The sequence below is a fragment of the Nitrincola schmidtii genome (genome assembly GCF_008973715.1).
Classification (GTDB): domain Bacteria; phylum Pseudomonadota; class Gammaproteobacteria; order Pseudomonadales; family Balneatricaceae; genus Nitrincola; species Nitrincola schmidtii.
Window position 1 is genome coordinate 326,839 of the sequence record NZ_WBOL01000001.1, and the last position, 18,326, is coordinate 345,164.

The window sequence follows — 18,326 nt, forward strand, 5'->3', positions numbered from 1 at the left end:
ATTCCAAAGCCTCTATCATTCTGAGAGCTTAAGGCATGAGTTCTGTTAATGGTTGCGGATGAGCGATGCCATAACCCTGAGCATAAGTCACACCAAAAACGGTCAGCATGTCCAACATCTGATCCGACTCAACAAACTCTGCCACAGTCTCCAAGCCCATCGCCTGAGCGACTTGAGCAATAGACTGCACAGTGACTTGATCAACCGGATGGGTCAACATATTGCGAACAAAACGGCCATCTATCTTCAAATAATCAAACTGATATCGATACAGATATTCATAGGAAGCAAAACCGGTTCCAAAATCATCTAATGCCACTTTGCAGCCCATAGCTCGAAGAGCATTGATCACTTTAGATGCTACTCTTTCATCCTCAATCACCTCTGTCTCAGTAATTTCAAAACAAATCTTCTGTTGCTCAACTGGGTAACGTTCAAAACAGCTTTGAATATGTTCAATAAGTTCGGTCGACATCAGTGTTTGCCCCGACAAATTTATGCAACATCGAGCCGTATTTTCCAACCTCTCTGTTCGCTCAGACAAGTATTTTAATGTCTCTTCTATTACCCAATAATCCACAACGGGCATGTAACCAAACACTTTAGCAACATTTAAGCATTCGGCCGGCGCCTGTACTTCACCTCGATCATTCTTAATGCGTATCAGAATTTCATACATCAAACCATTAGATACTTTTGACACTGCTAAAGGCCGTATCATTTGCGCATATAACTGAAGTTTTTGATTATCAATAGCTTTCTTGAGTAGATCAAATTGATCAACTAATGCCTGACGCTGTTCAATCAGCGTAACAGCCTGCGATTCTTTCCAAATACGTCGAGGCATTTTTCTAGCCACATCTACCGCCTGATTAAGCGCAGTTAGACATTTCACCGGCGAATCAAGCTTATTGTCAAAAGGAATGGATGCGATAGCGACTTGGATCGGACGTTTATTGTCTTCTATCTCTTTCAATGGACGATTCAATTGATCATAAAGTTGATTCAGTTGAATATCCGATGTGTCGGTTTGGTCAGACATTAACCAGACATAACTGCCCGCACTTAAACGTGATAATTGACGACACTGAAGCGAAATGAGTTGTTGACTTAGATTACGCTCAATGTCACAGGCAGCATCAAAACCAATCATTAAGCGCAGATCGTCAAAATCCAGTATATCCAACTGGACTAACCGATACTGATCATGATGATTTTTATGTATCCACCTCTCTAAAAATGCGTTTAAACCACGATCATTTTGCAATCCGGTTAAATGATCGCGAACGGCTTGTCGTCTAAAGCCATCTAACAACAGATTTCTTTCTAAACTTAAGGTTGCCACTAAATGAGCCAATAACAGCACACTGGATAGTTGCAATAAAACCTTAATTAATCCATCAATATCAACTATTAACTGGACATCAGCCCATCCTTTTAAGGCAAAAATAACAAACGCCATCGCAAATACAGGTAACAGAGAAAATAGCGTTGCTCGTGCAGCAGTGAGAACTAGCCAGCAGAGTAACGGAAAAAATGTATAGGCCGTAGCAGTAGCATAAAGAGACTGCCCCTGAACACTCCACAACACACTCATGCCAGCCATTAACAGGCTAATAAATAGCCATATTTTCAACTCTTTTCTGGACAGGTCTTCGATTACACGATTAAAAAGATCTCTCTTATCAAGCAAAATGAGTATGGCGATAGGAGCAAAAAGCATGACACCGAAGGCTTCAAAGGCCCAATACACCAGCCAGATATCATGAAAAGCATAGTCATTCAGTGGGTTCTCCAGCATGATACCAACCGTTCCGAACAAGCTACTGATGCCAGATGCCAATAACACCCCACCCAGGTAAAGCCTTATGAGTTGCTGAGTAGGCGTTAAGTCTGATGATGCAGGCTGCATCGCTTTAGCACCCAACCAACTGCCAAATGCTAATCCAAAAGAGAAGAGTAAACTGAGGGTCCATGAAGAACTTTGGAACAACTGACTCCAAAAGACCATAGCCAGAATTAAAACGGGTAGGACTCTAGAACCAAACACCAATACAGCTGCAACAAAAATACCTGCTGGAGGCCAAATCACTGAAAGGGCATAGTCTGGCAATGTAAAGAAACGAGAAATCTCAGAGGAAATAACAAGAAAAACAAATAGATAAAAATAAACTTTAAAAGAAGCGGGACGCACTCTTTGCTTGCCTGGTATGAAGGAAACCACTCGCAACTCCGCTTCTATTAATACAATACATGACTATATTGAAATAATACGGCTCACTATACTCTTAAGATCAATAGGCTTAAATCAACCTCGAAAAATGATGCCTTCTTCCATCACAAAATCGATTAGATCATCATCACACTCTATTTCATCATCTTTAATTTCATAAACATTCAATACTGACATACCTGAGTCTATCATCGACTCTTTGCGCCCACTAACCAATGGATGTCTATCTGGCAAGGGCTGACCTTCATGAACTAAGCGATAAGCACAACTGGGTGGCAACCAATGGAACTCTGAAACATCCTGCGGCCTTAAGTGAACACATGAAGGCACTAAAACGGTGCGTTCTTGGTAACGGGTGCATCGACAGGTTTCATCATCCAGTAAGTGGCAGACCACAGAGGTATAAAAAATCTCATCGGTATCTTCATCTTCGATTTTATGCAAACAGCACAAGGCGCAACCATCACAGAGAGACTCCCACTCTTCATGGTTCATCTCATGTAATTTTTTTCGCTGCCAGAATGGAAGTTGCTCAGTCATTAACGCACTCCTGACTCTGGACGATCCTTAAAAAGATCTAACAAATACTCTTCTTTAGGGGGTGGCATTTGTAGGAAAAAACCTTTTTCACGAATAGCTGCCGTGACGTTTTCAACATCGACACGCGCCAGCTTTCGTCCCGGTAAAATAGGCATATCCATCACATGTAAGGCTTTACCAAAACGATCCATGAGCGCTTCAGGCACCTGTTTTAAGCCATCACGTTTATCTACATAAAGATACATTTCATCTTTTCGAGAACTGCGATATATCGAACAAATAAGCATCAGGTTTCCTGTGTTTCAACGGGTTGGTTATCTATCTTTTTCAGCGCATCCAGTAACTTGTCAGCTAATAACGCTTTCCTCCATCCCTGCAAACTGGGTGGTAGGTGGTAGCCGCCTTGATCATCTTTCGAATTGATCAGTTTTTCTATATCTCGTCGACGGATCAATAGCTCAGGCAGAAGATTTTCTTTTTTGGCTATTTCTTTACCAATTGACTTCAATCTCTTCAAGGCTGCACTGTTATAAACGTGTAATGGAAGCTGGATAGGTTTGGGTGGATCTGCCTCAGCTGACTCTTGCGCCTGCTTAAGAATATTCAAAATGACTTTACCATCATCTTTTAGGTGCTGAGGCCTCAGTACACGAAGATCACTTAACTGTTTAAGATGGGTTGGCCATGTATCGATAATGGTCACAATGGCTTCATTTCTTAACACATGCGGACGACAGAGATTTCGTTTACGACAGGTTTGTTCTCGCCAAGCGGTTAAATCTCGCAAGCCAGCTAAGGTAGAGGCTGAGCGAATGTTCATCTGCGTGAAACGCAAATAATAATCCAAACCTTCAGGGTCTTCATCTCTGGATGAATGACACAGAGATTGGCATTCATCCAACATCCATTCATAACGACCTAAGGCATTTAGCTCGTCAGTCAATTGCTTGGCTATGGCCGGAAGATAGGCTACATCGAGTGCCGCATATAAGGTTTGTTCTTCAGAAAGCGGTCGCTGAAGCCAATCCGAGCGTGTATGGCCTTTCCCTAAACTGATCTGGAGCGCTTTTTCGACAATTTTCTGCAGCCCCATGCTAAATCCCCAACCTGCAAAAGCAGCTGCAATTTGAGTATCGAATAGAGGATCAGGGACCACGCCATAATGATGTCTAAATAACTCTAAATCTTCACTGGCTGCATGTAAAACCTTAATGATGTCAGTATTAGCAAGCACCTCAGCTAAGGGTGCCATATCGCTTATCTCTAGCGGATCAATCAAATAACAGGCATCTTGATCAGCGACTTGAATCAAACCGGGAATGGGGTAGAAGGTATCGATGCGCATAAACTCTGTGTCTAAGGCAATCAATGAAAGTTTCATCCATTGATCACAGTAGTGTTTCAGCTCGGCATCTTTAACTATCCATATCGGCTGTTGCGCACTCTGCTCCAACCGACCAAAGTGATAGTCTTGAATCGTCTCTGTCATCTATTATCCCGACTGATAGTGCGACGCCCAGAAAGGGCATGTGCAAGGGTACCACCGTCTACAAACTCAAGCTCCCCACCGACAGGAACCCCATGTGCGATACGAGTCACGCGAATATCTGCTGAGATCTGCGCCGAGATAAAGTGAGCCGTCGCCTCTCCTTCAACCGTTGGATTGGTTGCCAAGATCACTTCTTTTACCTGACCTTGATCAATCCGTTCCAATAATGCGGGAATGCCTAAATCATCAGGACCGATACCATCAATCGGTGACAAGTGTCCTTTTAAGACAAAGTAAACCCCGTTAAAACCACCACTTTGTTCAATGGCCATTAAGTCTACAGGCGACTCCAGTACACAAATGACACTGTGGTCACGTCCTGAGTCACTACAAATGTCACAGATGGGTGTTTCCGACAAGGCACGGCATTGGTTGCACTCACCTATCTTGTCGACTGCCTCAAGTAAAGCATTTGCCAAGGTGCGAGCGTTTTCTCGATCACGCTCCAGCAAGTGCAGAGCCATACGCTGCGCTGACTTTGGGCCTACACCGGGCAAACAGCGCAGTGCTGTTATTAACGCTTGTAACAGTGGACTTAACGACATCAGAACGGCATCTTAAATCCAGGTGGCATCTGCATACCACCCGTAATTTTAGCCATACGCTGCTGAGAGTCTGACTCAACCTTACGAACGGCATCATTCACGGCAGCAGCGATTAAATCTTCTAGAATCTCTTTATCTTCTTCCATTAGACTGCTGTCGATGGAGACACGTTTCACATCATGACGACCCGTCATTACAATCGTAACCAGACCTGCGCCAGACTCGCCCTGCACTTCAGCATTAGCGATCTCTTGTTGCACGCGCTGCATCTCTTCTTGCATTTTTTGGGCTTGTTTCATGATATCGCCCATACCTTTCATCATAGTGCTTTCCTCTTTAATCTATGGGTCTAACTGAATCTATATCTAACTCAGCAGAAAATTCTTCAATTATACGTTGAACCAGCGGGTCTTTCTGCATAGAAACAACTGCTTCAGCTTGTCGTTCCGCTTTTTTACGTAAACTATATTGTGCCGGTGTTTCCCTGCTTTGCTCCGCTTGGATAAACTCAATGTCTAGGCTAGACCCGACAAACTGCTCTAACGCTTCTTTAATGCGAGCTTGTTGGGTTTCGTTCATCAAAGCACCCTGCTCACGGGTGTAATGAAACACCAATTTTCCTACATCAGCCTGTTCTAAGGAAAGATTACGGCAAATACTGGCTGTCATACCGATTAAAGACAACTCATTAGCCAGCGTTACCCATTGATCTGGGTTCAGCGGCCCAAGCGCTGCTGGGCTAGGCTCAGCAGCTTCAAGCTTTTTTGGAGAGTATGGCTCATGCTCTTCAGGCTGAACCTGAGTAGGTTGTATCGACTCAACACTCGGAGGTAACTCTTCCCAAGGAGGTAGATCTTCTATTTTGTGAGGCTCTTCTATTTCGTGAGTCTCTTCTATTTCGTGAGTCTCTTGAGAAGCAGGGGCTGAAGTAACATTATCAACGGGCGTTTCAACTGCTACTGGCGTTTCAGAAGATTGGCTTGAAAACGCTAAGGGTACTTCATTGTTTCTAGGTGATATATCAGCAGGTCTGAACGCCAGCATTCGCAGCAGCACCATCTCCAAACCTTCGCGCAAATCAGGTGCATAAGGCAGATCTTTACGACCCATTAAGCCGATTTGATAGAACAATTGCACATCTTCTGGCGTTAGCAGCTGAGCCAACTGCATCACTTGTTGCTGATCACCTAAGCTATTATCTATCGCGTTCGGTAACACCTGTGCTAAAGCGACTCGATGCAATAAACTGACTAAATCAGCCAATACCGAGGCATAATCAGGGCTAAACTCAGAGAGCGTTTGCACTGCTTGAATCACATCAGCGGCGTTACGCTGCGTCAAACCAATCAATATTTGATAAACCAATTGCTGATCTATCGTACCCAGCATGGTTCGAACATCGCCCTCATTCACATTGCCAGAGCCAAAAGCAATGGCCTGATCTGTCAAACTTAAGGCATCACGCATTGATCCATCAGCACTGCGGGCTAATAACCAAAGCGCCGGCTCATCAAAACTAATTTGCTCTTCGGTTAATACATAGTTCAGGTGTTCAACAATTCGCTGAGGACTTAAATTCTTCAAATTAAATTGCAAACAGCGAGATAGAACTGTGATGGGCAGTTTTTGTGGATCGGTGGTTGCCAGCAAGAACTTTACGTGCGGAGGCGGTTCTTCAAGCGTTTTTAATAGCGCATTAAATGAACTACTGGAGAGCATGTGTACTTCGTCTATCAGATAGACTTTGTAACGACCATGACTCGGTGCATACTGCACATTCTCAAGTAACTCTCGGGTGTCTTCAACTTTGGTTCGAGACGCAGCATCGACTTCAATCAGATCAACAAAGCGACCCTCAGCAATTTCTCTACAGGCAGAGCAGATCCCACATGGAACAGATGAAACACCCTCTTCGCAATTCAACGCTTTAGCAAATAATCGTGCAATAGAAGTCTTACCGACACCTCGCGTACCGGTAAAAAGATACGCGTGATGCAAGCGATCATTGTCTAACGCATTAACCAATGCACGCAGGACATGTTCCTGCCCAGCCATTTCACTGAATTTTCGTGGCCGCCATTTACGCGCCAATACCTGATAGCTCATGGAGAACGTGGCTCTCTATATCACGCTGATAAAGGAGCTATGCTAGCATGAATTGACTAGTGTCGTCCTGCCTCAATAGACACTAAACAACGACTCATTCAACCATAAATGCATCAGCACACTGGCAATGTAGCCCAGCATAATGACAGGCATCCAACGCAAGTGTCCCATAAAGGTATAAATGCCGCGCGCTTGCCCCATTAATGCTACACCTGCAGCTGAACCCACTGATAACAAACTACCGCCAACACCTGCAGTTAAGGTGATTAATAGCCAATGTCCATGAGACATATATGGTTCCATGGTAATGACCGCAAACATCACTGGAATGTTATCGATTACAGCAGAAATAATCCCCAACGCAATGTTGGCGTAAGTCGCATCCCACTGGTTATAGAGAATTTCTGACATCATTGCCAAATAGCCCATAAAACCAAGTCCGCCAACGCACATAATAACGCCATAGAAGAACAGAAGCGTATCCCACTCGGCACGGGCTACACGACTAAACACATCAAAAGGAACCACACTTCCCAGACGCTCTAAGCGTTTTTTATCTCCAGCATGTTCAGCCATTAAACGTTTTTTTGCCAAAGAGCTAGGCAGTGTCACTCTTAGGAAGTAACCAAAGAATTGCAGATAACCTAAACCTGCCATCATGCCCAATACCGGTGGTAAGTGAAGCACGGTATGACACGCAACCGCGGTTGCAACCGTCAGCAAAAAGAGGGCAAGAATACGTCTAGCACCGCGCTTTAACTCAACTTCTTCATCCACCACACTGGGTTTTTGATTACCCACAAAGAAGCTGATAATGATGGCTGGAATCAAGAAATTCACTAGCGACGGGAAGAAGAGCACTAAGAACTCATCAAAACGCACAAGTCCGGCCTGCCAAACCATCAGAGTGGTGATATCGCCAAACGGACTGAACGCACCACCCGCGTTGGCTGCCACAACGATATTGATACAGCAGAGATTAATAAAGCGATTATCACCCTCACCCACTTTCATCACCACAGCACACATTAACAATGCTGTGGTTAAGTTATCGGCGATTGGGGAGATAAAGAAAGAGAGGAAACCCGTCATCCAAAAGAGAGTTCGGTAGCTAAAACCCTGTCGAACCATCCATGAACGCAGTGCATCAAATAAACGTCGTTCTTCCAGTGCGTTGATATAGGTCATCGCTACTAATAAAAACAGCATCAGCTCAGCAAATTCAAGCAGCGTAATTTTGAAGGCTTCTTCGGGAATCCCAACCATATCAGCTTGAACGTAAACCCAACCGGCAATAGCCCAAATCACCCCCGCAGCAACCAGCACTGGCTTGGATTTTCGCAGATGCAACTTCTCTTCCATCATTACCAGGATATACGCCAAGGTAAAAATAATTAAGGCTACATAGCCGGCACCTGACTTAGTTAAGTCAATAGGTCCTGTGGCAGCAAAAACAAAACTTGGGATCAACAAAAGTGCGAAAATCGCAGCAAGAAAAGAGAAGAAGCGTTTGGAAGCCATGGTCGTTTACTTCTTAAAACATTAAAGTTTGACAACACCGAATGCGTCATCAGGATGGCTGTGCAGTATAGTGCAATGCAACAGACACAACTATGCATCGAAAGAATGAAAACAACACTTCTTTTAGATTAATAACGAATAACTAAAGAACAAAACCAAATGATAAATAGAAGGATTTAGTCCGTAAAAAACATAACAATTCGTCAAGGCGATAAACGATTGGATGGTGGGATTGTCAGGAGGCTTTATTTGGTAAGAATGTGTGATGGAGGCAACTCCACCAGCCACATCCCGGCACACGAGTCGACCGCTGTGGCTGCTCCCTTCCGGGCCTGACCAGGTTCACGGTGTATCGTTGCGAGAGGACCGGCAGAGTTACCATAACGCAATGACTCCTTGAAGAGTCGGCGCGAAGTATAAGCAGCCAGACCATGAATTGCAAATCTTCTTTATACGCCTTCTCTTCATGATACACTTAGTCATTACACATCAATGCGTTTCAAGGGTCGCTTTTCATGGCAGGTTCATTAAAAGATCAATTATTCAACGCTGGTTTAGCCAGTAAAAAACAAGTTAAAAAAGTAGAGCTAGATCAGCGCAAACAGTCTAAGCAAGGTAAAAATTCCAAGTCCAACGAATCTGTTTCCGCTGAAGCGATTGAAGCGGCTCGCCTGCAAAAAATTGAAAAAGATCGAGCCTTGAATGAAGCTCGCAAGCAGGAACAACAAAAACGAGCCGCTCAAGCTGAAATACGTCAACTGGTTCAGCAACACCGTATTCCACTTCCGACAGAAGGTGATGTGCGCTATCAGTTTCTTAGCCAAGGAAAAGTTAAGCAAATTTGGATCAATAGCGATATTCAACGTCAACTAACGAATAGAACCCTAGCTTTGGTATGTGTGGATACTCGATTTGAACTGGTTCCCGTGGTGATAGGGGATCGTATCGTGCAACGAGATCCAACCGCAGTTATTAAAGAAGATACTGAAAAGCGTGAAAAAATTGCGGCTGAAGAAGCAGAATATGCTGAGTTTCAAATTCCGGATGATTTAGACTGGTAAAAAAACACCAGACTGCTAAGGTTGGTATAAAGAGACTCAATTCATGAGGTTATAATGGCATCACTGTCTGCTGCGCAACTCAACATATTGTTGGTTGAACCCTCACCACTGCAACGGAAGATTATTACACAGCAGCTCAACGCAGCCGGTGTTTTAGCCATTGATAGTGCAGACTCTGTCCAAGCAGCGACAGACTCAATAAACCATATAAAACCTGATCTGATTGTCAGTGCACTGCACTTTCCTGATGGTACTGCGCTCGACTTACTGGGCTGGATACGACACACGCCAGAGTTTGCCGAACTGCCTTTTATGCTGGTATCAAGCGAAACACGTCGCCAACAACTAGAAACATTCAAGCAATCTGGTGTTATCGCTATCTTACCAAAACCGTTTACACATCAGAATCTTAGCTCAGCTATTGCGGCTACTATAGACCTGCTATCAAGCGATGAATTATCACTTGAATTTTATGATACTGAAACGTTGAGAGTATTGATTGTTGATGATAGCCGTATGGCCAGAAAAATGATTCAACGCGTACTTAGTAATCTAGGTATAAATAACTTTGCCCAAGCAGCTGATGGCTCCGAAGCCATCACTATGCTAGAAAACGAGACGTTTGACCTAGTGGTTACCGATTACAACATGCCCGAAGTCAACGGATTAGAACTAACCGAATACATTCGCAGCCATGAAACCCTGTCCCACCTTCCCATCTTAATGGTGACTTCTGAAGCCAACCAAACACACTTAAGCAATGTTGCGCAAAGTGGCGTTAATGCCATGGTCGATAAGCCCTTTGAGCCAACTCTAGTAAAGCGCTTACTCCAGCGAATGCTAGATTAATCATCGGCAACAGCTAGCGCTAAATATAGTGGCGCTTAACTCGCCTTGTTAAACCGCTTAACAGCGTATAAGGAATCGTATTGCAACATGCTGCAATCTCGTTTACAGATAGATTAGCGCCCCACAGCTCCACCTTATCCCTCACAACCGCGTCATCATGCCCCGTTAAATCAATGGTAATCATATCCATTGACACGCGTCCAGCAATGGCTGCTCTTCTACCATTTAACCAAACGGGTGTACCACTAGGTGCATGCCGAGAGTAACCATCTGCGTAACCTACCGCTAAGGTTGCTATACGCGTAGGAGTGGTTGCCGTCCATGAAGCCCCATAACCGACGGCATCTCCGGCAGGTACTTCGCGAATAGCAATGATTTCAGTAGACAGGGTCATCCCAGGTTTGAGCTGATCAGCGACGGGATGTGCTTCTGCAAATGGGCTGGCTCCATAAAGCATAATCCCAGGACGTAGCCATTGATGATGTGCACTTGGCCAATGCATAACACCGGCAGAGTTAGAGAAACTTCGAGGTATATCCAAGCCTTGAAGTGACGCACCCAAAACCTCTAACTGACGCAGCGTATCCGGACGATGAGGTTCATCAGCGCAGGCAAAGTGACTCATCACCACAATCGACTCTACCCCCTTCAAGGCTTGCAGTCGCTTTAACATCTCCGGAATATGAACAGGATTCACACCCAATCGATGCATACCGGAATCAATCTTCAACCAAATATGCAATCCATGCACATCGGGATAACGCTGCAAATAGGCTTCAAGCACAGCTAGCTGTTCTAATGAATGTAAGCTTGACCAAAACCGATGCTGATGTATCAGCGGTAGCTCTGAAGCTTCAAAAAAACCTTCAAGGAGTAAAATGGGACGCTGGATGCCCGCTTCACGTAACTCTAAAGCCTCCTCAATTGCGGCAACACCGAAAGCATCCACCTCAGAATCCAATGCCGTTGCTACTGCAACTGCACCATGTCCATAGGCATCCGCTTTGATAATCGCAACCGCTTTTGAGTGTTGGGCTTGAGCTTTGGCGACACGATAGTTGTGCACAATAGCAGCAAGATCAACCTGAGCAATTAAATTACGCGCCATTTTTACTCCTAAGAATCAGTCAGAACAAGGTCAACAGAATTGCTGATTAGTTAGATAAAACCATCACCGCTTCAACTTCGATATCTGCATCTTTAGGAAGCGCTTTTACCGCATAAGCGGCACGTGCAGGGTAAGGCTCACTGAAGTAGCGTTGCATAATCTCATTCACCTGAGCAAAATTACCTAAATCACTCAGTAGAATGGTAAGCTTCACGCAGTCAGCTAGGGATCCACCAGCAGCTTCAGCGACAGCTTTTAAGTTTTCAAAAACACGAACAGCTTGAGCTTCAAAGGATTCCGTGACCATTTCCATAGTGGCAGGGTCCAGTGGGATTTGCCCAGACAGATAAACCGTATTACCTGCTTTCACTGCTTGAGAGTAAGGCCCTATCGCGGCAGGCGCTTTGTCTGTACTGATGATGGTTTTATTAGTCATTGATGACTCCTATAAGAAGTGAAAGATTTGAAATAATGTTTTACTCTTCTCGACTGTTTTATGGTCTCACACCATAAGATCATAAAACGAGCTTTTCGTTTTCCGAAAGATACACTATATTAATTGATAATTAGCAGATATATAATTTGAAATTGAATGTATAATAGCTTTTTTTCTACAAAAAAATAATTTTTACAGGAAAAACGCCCGTGACGAAAGCACTTAGACCAGGCCAAAGAAAACTAGACCGAATCGACCGCAATATTCTAAATATCTTACAAAAAGAAGGCAGAATTTCCTATACAGATTTAGCCGATCGAGTCGGTTTGTCAACCACCCCCTGTATGGAGCGAGTCAAACGCTTAGAGCGCGATGGACTTATCACGGGTTATCATGCTCAGGTCAATCCTGCCATGCTTGGCTTTGACATGCTCGTTTTTGTCGAAATTTCACTCTCCTACCAATCAGCAGATGCATTTGAGTTGTTCAGCAAAGCGGTATCAGAACTTCCTTATATCCTAGAATGCCACCTAGTCTCTGGTGATGCGGATTACCTATTAAAAGCCAGACTCCAAGATATCACTCAATACCGAGGATTATTAGGCGATATGCTGTTAAAGCTCCCGGGTGTTAAGAACTCCAAAAGCTACATTGTCATGGAAAGTGTTAAAGAAAGCATGGCGCTACCTATCGGACCACCTAATTCTCATGGGTGATTAAACCTATGGAAAAACATAAGCTTCAATAACCTTATACTTTACATTTGGCAATCCGGTTAAATCCGAGGATAATAGTCGGTTTTTAAACGAAGACGCACCGATAACATGCGTTACGATTTTTTGCCAAAGAGTGATAAGCCTAATGAATGCCCGTGCTGATATGCCTGATGTTGCCGCCGATGCCAACCCGGTAAATTATGAAACACTGGACTGGGTGGGAATGAGCCACATCTCCCTTCCAGTAAACATAGCGCAAGCTAATGGAAAATGTCAGCCAGTCCTGGCGCACTTGGATATTCATGTAGATATTGTGAACCCTGACGTAAAAGGGATTCACATGTCACGTCTGTACCTATTATTAAACACCTTTGCCGCCGAACAACAGGTAACACCTAGCAGCATTGAACAGTTACTGGAGCAAGTCTGTGAAAGCCATCTTGGCATCAGCGAGTCTGCCATCTTACGCCTAAGCTTTGATTACCCTCTTAATCGACCCGCACTCAAAAGTGACTACAGTGGTTGGAAACCCTATCCATCTGTTATTGAAGCTATCAAACAAAGGGATAATTTTTCACTCGAAATTTCTGTGACGGTTCCCTATTCTTCTACCTGCCCTTGCTCTGCTGCACTGTCCAGACAACTTTTGCAGGAAGCATTCAAAGAAGACTTTGCCAAGCAAGACACTGTCACCAAAGACGCTGTAGAATCTTGGCTGCGCTCAGAGCGAGGTAGCGTTGCGACCCCACACAGCCAGCGAAGCTATGCCAAGGTACGCGCCAAAATCCAACCTAATGACCACATGATTCTCCCTTTGGTCAGTTTAATCGACAGTATTGAAGAATCCCTTAAAACGCCAGTGCAAACCGCAGTGAAACGTGAAGATGAACAAGAGTTTGCGCGGCTTAACGGGGCCAATATGATGTTTTGTGAAGATGCTGCTCGTCGACTTAAATCAACCATGAACCAAATCGATGACTATTTAGATTTCTGGATACGTGTAGAACATCACGAAAGCCTGCATGACCATGATGCCGTTGCAGTGGTAAGCAAAGGCATTCCTGGAGGCTATTCACCTTTGTTAAAACGCTAATTGATGAAGATTGAGATCAAGCACACCGTAACCCCTGAAGAAGCGGGTTGCGATGCAGCCAGTCTTTTAGCCAAACTTAGCGAGCTTCCCAAACAGCGCATTAAAGATGCAATGACGAAGGGAGCAGTTATACTGAAGCGCAAGCAAGGTAAACGATTACGCCGATCAAAGGAAACTTTACTCGCTGGCGACCAGCTCACACTCTGCTACGACGATAAGCTACTGGCCCTTTCACCACCCACAGGTAACTATTGCCTCAAGCGATTAAAAACCTATAGCGTTTGGTATAAACCCGCAGGCCTGATGTCTCAAGGAACTGCTTTTGGCGATCATTTAGCGCTACTCAGGTTAGTTGAACTAGAATTCAACTGCCCTGTCTTTCTGGTGCATCGCCTAGATCGTGAAACATCTGGCATCATGCTATTTGCGCATACCAAAGCCTCGGCAGCTAAACTTTCTAAGTTGTTCGAGCAACATCAGATTGAAAAGATCTATCATGCCAGTGTACTGGGTCAAACTGATGAGCAAGGATCAATCACTGAACCGCTGGATAGCAAGCCTGCAATCACCCATTACCAACGAATTGATTATGATCCTGAAGCTAATCAAAGCCAGCTTCGCATTCGTTTAGAAACAGGACGTCTGCATCAAATACGTAGACACTTATCTGCGATTGACCACCCCGTGATGGGTGATCCTAGATATGGAAGCGGGAATAAGAATCGAGATGGATTACAACTTATCGCCAAGGAACTTAGCTTTGAGTGTCCGGAAACGGGGCGTCGAGTTAGTTATCAGATTTAACTAAGTATCATACTGGCTAAGGAAACACCCCTCCCGTGCATCCATGCACCAGGTGGTTTTTCTAACTTAGTACCCGCATCAGGACGCCGCTCATGCGCATCCATGCGCTCGCGGCATATAGCGCCATGGAGGGCGCGTATGCAGAAAACGCAGGAGCAGTTTTCTGCCCGAACACCCCTCCCGTGCATCCATGCACTCCGGGGTGTAAGTATATCCATATACAAAAAAACCGCCTTCCTTGCGGAGAGGCGGCAACCTGGATGGTTAAAAAAAGTGTGCGTGTCAGTCAGCCTGACGACGCAAAAATGCCGGAATATCCAGAAAATCCATATCGTCCGTTCCGGTTCTCTTCATCTCTTCTTGAAAAGGCGCAGGCGCGTCTGGTTTCTTAACTGCTTTAGCAACTGCCATGGGCTTTTCATCTCGACGTGAACGAATAGCAGTAGGCAGCTCTAACTGACCGTATTCATTTCCTTTACGGCTTGTTGGCATGCCACCACGCGTATCACTTCCAGATACCTGGGCCAGCGCCTGAGCTTTACACAAGCCCGTCGCGACAACAGTGACTTTAATCTCATCGGTCATTTCAGGATCGATGACCGTACCCACGACGACGGTTGCGCCATCTGATGCATAACCTTCAACAATATCTCCGACTTCAGAGAACTCACCTAGGCTTAGATCCAAACCACCGGTAATGTTAACTAAAATACCACTGGCACCTTTAAGGTCGATATCTTCTAGTAAAGGACTGTTGATAGCAGCTTCTGTCGCCGTGACAGCACGGGACTCGCCACGGCCGTAGCCGGTCCCCATCATTGCCATACCCATTTCAGACATGACCGTGCGAACGTCAGCAAAGTCGACGTTGATCATACCCGGACGAATAATCAAATCTGCAATACCCTGAACAGCACCTTTAAGCACATCATTCGCTGCCTTAAACGCTTCGATCAGACTGGTATTGCGCCCTAATACAGGAAGTAGTTTTTCATTAGGGATAATGATTAATGAATCGACGTTTTCCTGAAGCTCACGAATACCTTCTTCAGCGATTTTTTGACGCTTCTTACCTTCAAATGCAAAGGGCTTGGTGACGACAGCAACGGTTAGAATTCCCATCTCTCTTGCTATTTCAGCAACGATGGGCGCTGCGCCAGTACCGGTACCACCACCCATACCCGCAGTAATAAAGACCATGTCAGCACCCTTAAGTGCCTCAGCAATACGCTCACGATCTTCTTGCGCGGCTTGACGCCCCACTTCTGGATTTGCACCTGCGCCAAGGCCTTTTGTTAAGCCACCGCCGATATGCAATGCCGTTCGTGTTGCCGATTTTGCTAGCGCCTGAGCGTCAGTGTTAGCACAGATGAATTCAACGCCTTCAACGTCAGTTGTTAGCATATGTTCTACTGCATTACCGCCACCGCCGCCGACGCCGATAACTTTGATGACCGCGCTTTGCGGTAAGCTATCTACCAGTTCAAACATACTCATCCCTCCAGGATTTTCCCCATTCTTTGACGGGTTTACATAATCAAAAATTACTTTGTAACCAAGACTTCATGCGATTAAAAACATTCACCGACTGCACTGAGTCTTTAGGATGCCTAGCAGCCTCAGGAACCGTTAAACCAGATTCATTTAAATTACTTTGCGCTTGCTTGGCATAGTGCAACAAACCAATACTGGTGGCATAAATAGGATTATGCAGCAGTGTTTCCATGCCTCGAATGCCATCAGGAACCGCTAAGCGTACAGGCATATGAAAGATCTCTTCCGCTAACTCAACAGCACCTTCCATTCGCGCACAACCACCGGTTAATACCAATCCGGCAGCAATTAATTCTTCGAAACCTGATCGACGTATCTCAGATTGAATAAGACCAAACATCTCCTCGTAACGAGGTTCAATCACTTCAGCCAAGGCTTGTCGAGATAAATTTCTAGCAGGACGATCACCCACACTTGGCACCCGAATCATGTCGTCTGCGCTGGATAGCTGAGACAAGGCACAGGCATACTTAATTTTGATTTGTTCGGCGTGTTGAGTGGGTGTTCTCAGCGCCATGGCAATATCACTGGTGATTTGATCACCACCGATAGGAATGACAGCGGTATAACGTATGGCACCGCGGGTAAATACGGCGATATCAGCAGTACCTGCACCGATATCCACCAAACAAACACCTAGATCTTTCTCATCTTCGGTGAGAACTGCATAACCGGAAGCGAGCTGTTCTAAAACAATACCGTCGACATCCAGCTCACAACGACGAATGCATTTTTCCAGGTTATGAATGGCATTGATTGCACCCGTTACCAGATGCACTTTAGCTTCCAATCGAACACCGGACATTCCCAAAGGCTCTTTGATACCGTCTTGGTTATCAATCATGTATTCTTGAGGAAGAATATGAAGAAGTTTTTGATCGGCAGGAACAGCGACAGCACGAGCAGCTTCTATCACACGTTCAAGATCTTGTTCAGTCACCTCTCGATCACGGACAGCCACAATACCATTAGAGTTCAAGCTATTGATATGGCCGGCAGCCATACCGACAGTAACACTGTGAACTTTACAACCTGCCATTAGCTCTGCTTCTTCGACGGCACGTCGAATAGCACTCACCGTAGATTCGATATTAACAACAACACCACGCTTCATTCCGGCAGCAGCATGATTACCGACACCAACAATTTCGATGCTACCGTCTGCACGTAACTCGCCCACCAGACACACCACTTTTGATGTTCCGATATCTAAGGCCACGATCATATTGTTGGCAGTCAGCATAGTGTTTACAAATTCCTAATGAGTCACTCAGAAAACGCTGTTCAATCCAGTTGCCACAGAGTCACATTTTAAGTTAGCAATTAACAGACCAACTGTAAAAGTGATGAGGGTTAATTTCCATTAGCCTTATTATGGCTGAGATATAAACAAACTTTCAAGATTTTTTTATTGAACTACTACGGCAAATAATTGCCACACAAAGAGGCAATTTCTCTAAATTTCATCAACATAGACAACTCTAATGTGAATGATATTGCCGATCAAAAAATAATCAGTCGCATTTTTTTCATCATCGAATCTAGATTTTAAATCAAGATTAAATTTTGAATAAAAAGCGATATTTCAAAACTTAATCTTGAATAATCGCTATAACATCAAAATTTAATCTTGATTTTTCAACAAATATCACCATCAGATTTTGATTTTAAGCAACACTTTTTTTAATTATTTTGAAAGCGATCAAAATCAAGAAAAGTTAAGGATGAGAATTTAATAAAGGAAAAATCAGAGGTACAGACAGAAGGACACAAGATACCACCCGCTTCCAAAACGGGTGGTTAGCAAAGATTACCAATTCCACCACAGCACAGGAATAGACACGACCGCTAAAGCACCACTGACGAAAACATTCTTCAAGTCGCCCAACAAACGTTGAATAACGACAAAATGCGCAACCGGAAAGGAGATAAATACACAACTCAATGGAATCCACCAATCCAGACGAGAGAAACCAAATGCAAGCGCGCCAATTAAGGTGAGCGCTGAAAGATTACCTAATACCATGACAGTGACCAAACCATTTTGGTTTTTCAGATAATCCGGCTTATCGGCCTCCGGTAATTTGTTCAAGGCCCCTGCACTTAAGGCAGCAGACATAGAGACTAGCCCTGTAGCTAGGAAGATGACCAAAGCATCTGACATGGAGACTCCTGTAAAATCGATTGTATTAGTCCCCTATTGTACGACAA

At 44.5% G+C, this 18,326-nt stretch carries 18 protein-coding genes and 1 other RNA gene; 5 read left to right on the forward strand and 14 right to left on the reverse strand.

Features of this window, described 5'->3' with window-relative positions; all coding sequences use genetic code 11:
- Positions 1 to 28: 28 nt before the first annotated feature.
- From F7R24_RS01555 to ffs, 9 genes are all read right to left on the reverse strand, one after another.
- Positions 29 to 2,224, reverse strand: coding sequence for a sensor domain-containing phosphodiesterase (locus F7R24_RS01555; protein WP_151669466.1), 2,196 nt, complete (start codon positions 2,222 to 2,224; stop codon positions 29 to 31).
- Positions 2,225 to 2,308: 84 nt separating this feature from the next.
- Positions 2,309 to 2,773 (reverse strand): YcgN family cysteine cluster protein, encoded by a 465-nt coding sequence (locus F7R24_RS01560; protein ID WP_151669467.1) that lies wholly within the window; start codon positions 2,771 to 2,773, stop codon positions 2,309 to 2,311.
- Positions 2,773 to 3,060 carry a YcgL domain-containing protein gene (locus tag F7R24_RS01565; RefSeq protein WP_151669468.1) on the reverse strand — a complete coding sequence of 96 codons (288 nt, stop codon included), beginning with the start codon at positions 3,058 to 3,060 and terminating at the stop codon, positions 2,773 to 2,775. The genes F7R24_RS01560 and F7R24_RS01565 overlap by 1 nt, the downstream gene beginning before the upstream one ends.
- Positions 3,060 to 4,262 (reverse strand): ribonuclease D, encoded by a 1,203-nt coding sequence (rnd, locus tag F7R24_RS01570; protein ID WP_151669469.1) that lies wholly within the window; start codon positions 4,260 to 4,262, stop codon positions 3,060 to 3,062. The genes F7R24_RS01565 and rnd overlap by 1 nt, the downstream gene beginning before the upstream one ends.
- Positions 4,259 to 4,867, reverse strand: coding sequence for a recombination mediator RecR (recR, locus tag F7R24_RS01575; RefSeq protein WP_151669470.1), 609 nt, complete (start codon positions 4,865 to 4,867; stop codon positions 4,259 to 4,261). The genes rnd and recR overlap by 4 nt, the downstream gene beginning before the upstream one ends.
- Positions 4,867 to 5,190, reverse strand: a complete 324-nt coding sequence (locus F7R24_RS01580; RefSeq protein WP_151669471.1) for a YbaB/EbfC family nucleoid-associated protein — start codon at positions 5,188 to 5,190, stop codon at positions 4,867 to 4,869. The genes recR and F7R24_RS01580 overlap by 1 nt, the downstream gene beginning before the upstream one ends.
- A 13-nt stretch (positions 5,191 to 5,203) precedes the next feature.
- Complete coding sequence (dnaX, locus tag F7R24_RS01585) at positions 5,204 to 6,973, reverse strand: DNA polymerase III subunit gamma/tau (protein ID WP_151669472.1); 1,770 nt, start codon at positions 6,971 to 6,973, stop codon at positions 5,204 to 5,206.
- A 72-nt stretch (positions 6,974 to 7,045) separates the two neighbouring features.
- Positions 7,046 to 8,494, reverse strand: a complete 1,449-nt coding sequence (gene nhaD / locus F7R24_RS01590; protein WP_151669473.1) for a sodium:proton antiporter NhaD — start codon at positions 8,492 to 8,494, stop codon at positions 7,046 to 7,048.
- A 275-nt stretch (positions 8,495 to 8,769) separates the two neighbouring features.
- An RNA gene (gene ffs / locus F7R24_RS01595) (signal recognition particle sRNA small type) lies at positions 8,770 to 8,866 on the reverse strand.
- A gap of 143 nt (positions 8,867 to 9,009) precedes the next feature.
- On the opposite strand from ffs, the gene F7R24_RS01600 reads away from it, so the two are divergent.
- Complete coding sequence (locus F7R24_RS01600) at positions 9,010 to 9,555, forward strand: DUF2058 domain-containing protein (RefSeq protein WP_151669474.1); 546 nt, start codon at positions 9,010 to 9,012, stop codon at positions 9,553 to 9,555.
- 54 nt (positions 9,556 to 9,609) lie between these two features.
- A complete protein-coding gene (locus tag F7R24_RS01605; protein WP_151669475.1) occupies positions 9,610 to 10,404 on the forward strand; it encodes a response regulator in 795 nt (264 codons plus the stop codon).
- Positions 10,405 to 10,423: 19 nt separating this feature from the next.
- Here the strand turns inward: F7R24_RS01605 and alr are convergent, their stop codons facing one another.
- Together alr and F7R24_RS01615 are read right to left on the reverse strand one after the other, a co-directional pair.
- Positions 10,424 to 11,512 (reverse strand): alanine racemase, encoded by a 1,089-nt coding sequence (gene alr, locus F7R24_RS01610; protein WP_151669476.1) that lies wholly within the window; start codon positions 11,510 to 11,512, stop codon positions 10,424 to 10,426.
- A gap of 46 nt (positions 11,513 to 11,558) precedes the next feature.
- Positions 11,559 to 11,948: a RidA family protein gene (locus tag F7R24_RS01615; protein ID WP_151669477.1), complete on the reverse strand. Its 390-nt coding sequence runs from the start codon at positions 11,946 to 11,948 to the stop codon at positions 11,559 to 11,561.
- Between the two features lie 209 nt (positions 11,949 to 12,157).
- Here F7R24_RS01615 and F7R24_RS01620 point away from each other — a divergent pair, with 209 nt between their 5' ends.
- The 3 genes from F7R24_RS01620 to F7R24_RS01630 all read left to right on the forward strand — a co-directional run bounded on the left by F7R24_RS01620 (position 12,158) and on the right by F7R24_RS01630 (position 14,561).
- On the forward strand, positions 12,158 to 12,664 hold the full coding sequence (locus tag F7R24_RS01620; RefSeq protein ID WP_151669478.1) for a winged helix-turn-helix transcriptional regulator: 507 nt from the start codon (positions 12,158 to 12,160) through the stop codon (positions 12,662 to 12,664).
- A gap of 145 nt (positions 12,665 to 12,809) precedes the next feature.
- The gene (gene folE2, locus F7R24_RS01625) at positions 12,810 to 13,757 is read left to right on the forward strand and encodes a GTP cyclohydrolase FolE2 (protein WP_206057449.1); all 948 of its coding nucleotides are present in this window, start codon (positions 12,810 to 12,812) and stop codon (positions 13,755 to 13,757) included.
- Positions 13,758 to 13,760: 3 nt separating this feature from the next.
- Positions 13,761 to 14,561: an RluA family pseudouridine synthase gene (locus tag F7R24_RS01630; protein WP_151669479.1), complete on the forward strand. Its 801-nt coding sequence runs from the start codon at positions 13,761 to 13,763 to the stop codon at positions 14,559 to 14,561.
- 282 nt (positions 14,562 to 14,843) lie between these two features.
- Here F7R24_RS01630 and ftsZ read toward each other — a convergent pair whose 3' ends face one another.
- The 3 genes from ftsZ to F7R24_RS01645 all read right to left on the reverse strand — a co-directional run bounded on the left by ftsZ (position 14,844) and on the right by F7R24_RS01645 (position 18,279).
- The gene (gene ftsZ, locus F7R24_RS01635) at positions 14,844 to 16,052 is read right to left on the reverse strand and encodes a cell division protein FtsZ (RefSeq protein ID WP_151669480.1); all 1,209 of its coding nucleotides are present in this window, start codon (positions 16,050 to 16,052) and stop codon (positions 14,844 to 14,846) included.
- 46 nt (positions 16,053 to 16,098) lie between these two features.
- Positions 16,099 to 17,358 (reverse strand): cell division protein FtsA, encoded by a 1,260-nt coding sequence (gene ftsA, locus F7R24_RS01640; protein ID WP_151669481.1) that lies wholly within the window; start codon positions 17,356 to 17,358, stop codon positions 16,099 to 16,101.
- 567 nt (positions 17,359 to 17,925) lie between these two features.
- Positions 17,926 to 18,279 carry a hypothetical protein gene (locus tag F7R24_RS01645; RefSeq protein ID WP_151669482.1) on the reverse strand — a complete coding sequence of 118 codons (354 nt, stop codon included), beginning with the start codon at positions 18,277 to 18,279 and terminating at the stop codon, positions 17,926 to 17,928.
- Positions 18,280 to 18,326 lie beyond the last annotated feature (47 nt).

Excerpts from the sequence above, each read along its gene's own strand:
- rnd (WP_151669469.1), bottom strand. The coding sequence starts at position 4,262 with ATGACAGAGACGATTCAAGACTATCACTTTGGTCGGTTGGAGCAGAGT.
- F7R24_RS01580 (WP_151669471.1), bottom strand. The coding sequence starts at position 5,190 with ATGATGAAAGGTATGGGCGATATCATGAAACAAGCCCAAAAAATGCAA.
- recR (WP_151669470.1), bottom strand. The coding sequence starts at position 4,867 with ATGTCGTTAAGTCCACTGTTACAAGCGTTAATAACAGCACTGCGCTGT.
- F7R24_RS01630 (WP_151669479.1), top strand. The coding sequence starts at position 13,761 with ATGAAGATTGAGATCAAGCACACCGTAACCCCTGAAGAAGCGGGTTGC.
- F7R24_RS01560 (WP_151669467.1), bottom strand. The coding sequence starts at position 2,773 with ATGACTGAGCAACTTCCATTCTGGCAGCGAAAAAAATTACATGAGATG.
- nhaD (WP_151669473.1), bottom strand. The coding sequence starts at position 8,494 with ATGGCTTCCAAACGCTTCTTCTCTTTTCTTGCTGCGATTTTCGCACTT.
- alr (WP_151669476.1), bottom strand. The coding sequence starts at position 11,512 with ATGGCGCGTAATTTAATTGCTCAGGTTGATCTTGCTGCTATTGTGCAC.
- F7R24_RS01605 (WP_151669475.1), top strand. The coding sequence starts at position 9,610 with ATGGCATCACTGTCTGCTGCGCAACTCAACATATTGTTGGTTGAACCC.
- folE2 (WP_206057449.1), top strand. The coding sequence starts at position 12,810 with ATGAATGCCCGTGCTGATATGCCTGATGTTGCCGCCGATGCCAACCCG.
- F7R24_RS01565 (WP_151669468.1), bottom strand. The coding sequence starts at position 3,060 with ATGCTTATTTGTTCGATATATCGCAGTTCTCGAAAAGATGAAATGTAT.
- F7R24_RS01645 (WP_151669482.1), bottom strand. The coding sequence starts at position 18,279 with ATGTCAGATGCTTTGGTCATCTTCCTAGCTACAGGGCTAGTCTCTATG.
- ftsA (WP_151669481.1), bottom strand. The coding sequence starts at position 17,358 with ATGCTGACTGCCAACAATATGATCGTGGCCTTAGATATCGGAACATCA.
- ftsZ (WP_151669480.1), bottom strand. The coding sequence starts at position 16,052 with ATGTTTGAACTGGTAGATAGCTTACCGCAAAGCGCGGTCATCAAAGTT.
- dnaX (WP_151669472.1), bottom strand. The coding sequence starts at position 6,973 with ATGAGCTATCAGGTATTGGCGCGTAAATGGCGGCCACGAAAATTCAGT.
- F7R24_RS01600 (WP_151669474.1), top strand. The coding sequence starts at position 9,010 with ATGGCAGGTTCATTAAAAGATCAATTATTCAACGCTGGTTTAGCCAGT.
- F7R24_RS01615 (WP_151669477.1), bottom strand. The coding sequence starts at position 11,948 with ATGACTAATAAAACCATCATCAGTACAGACAAAGCGCCTGCCGCGATA.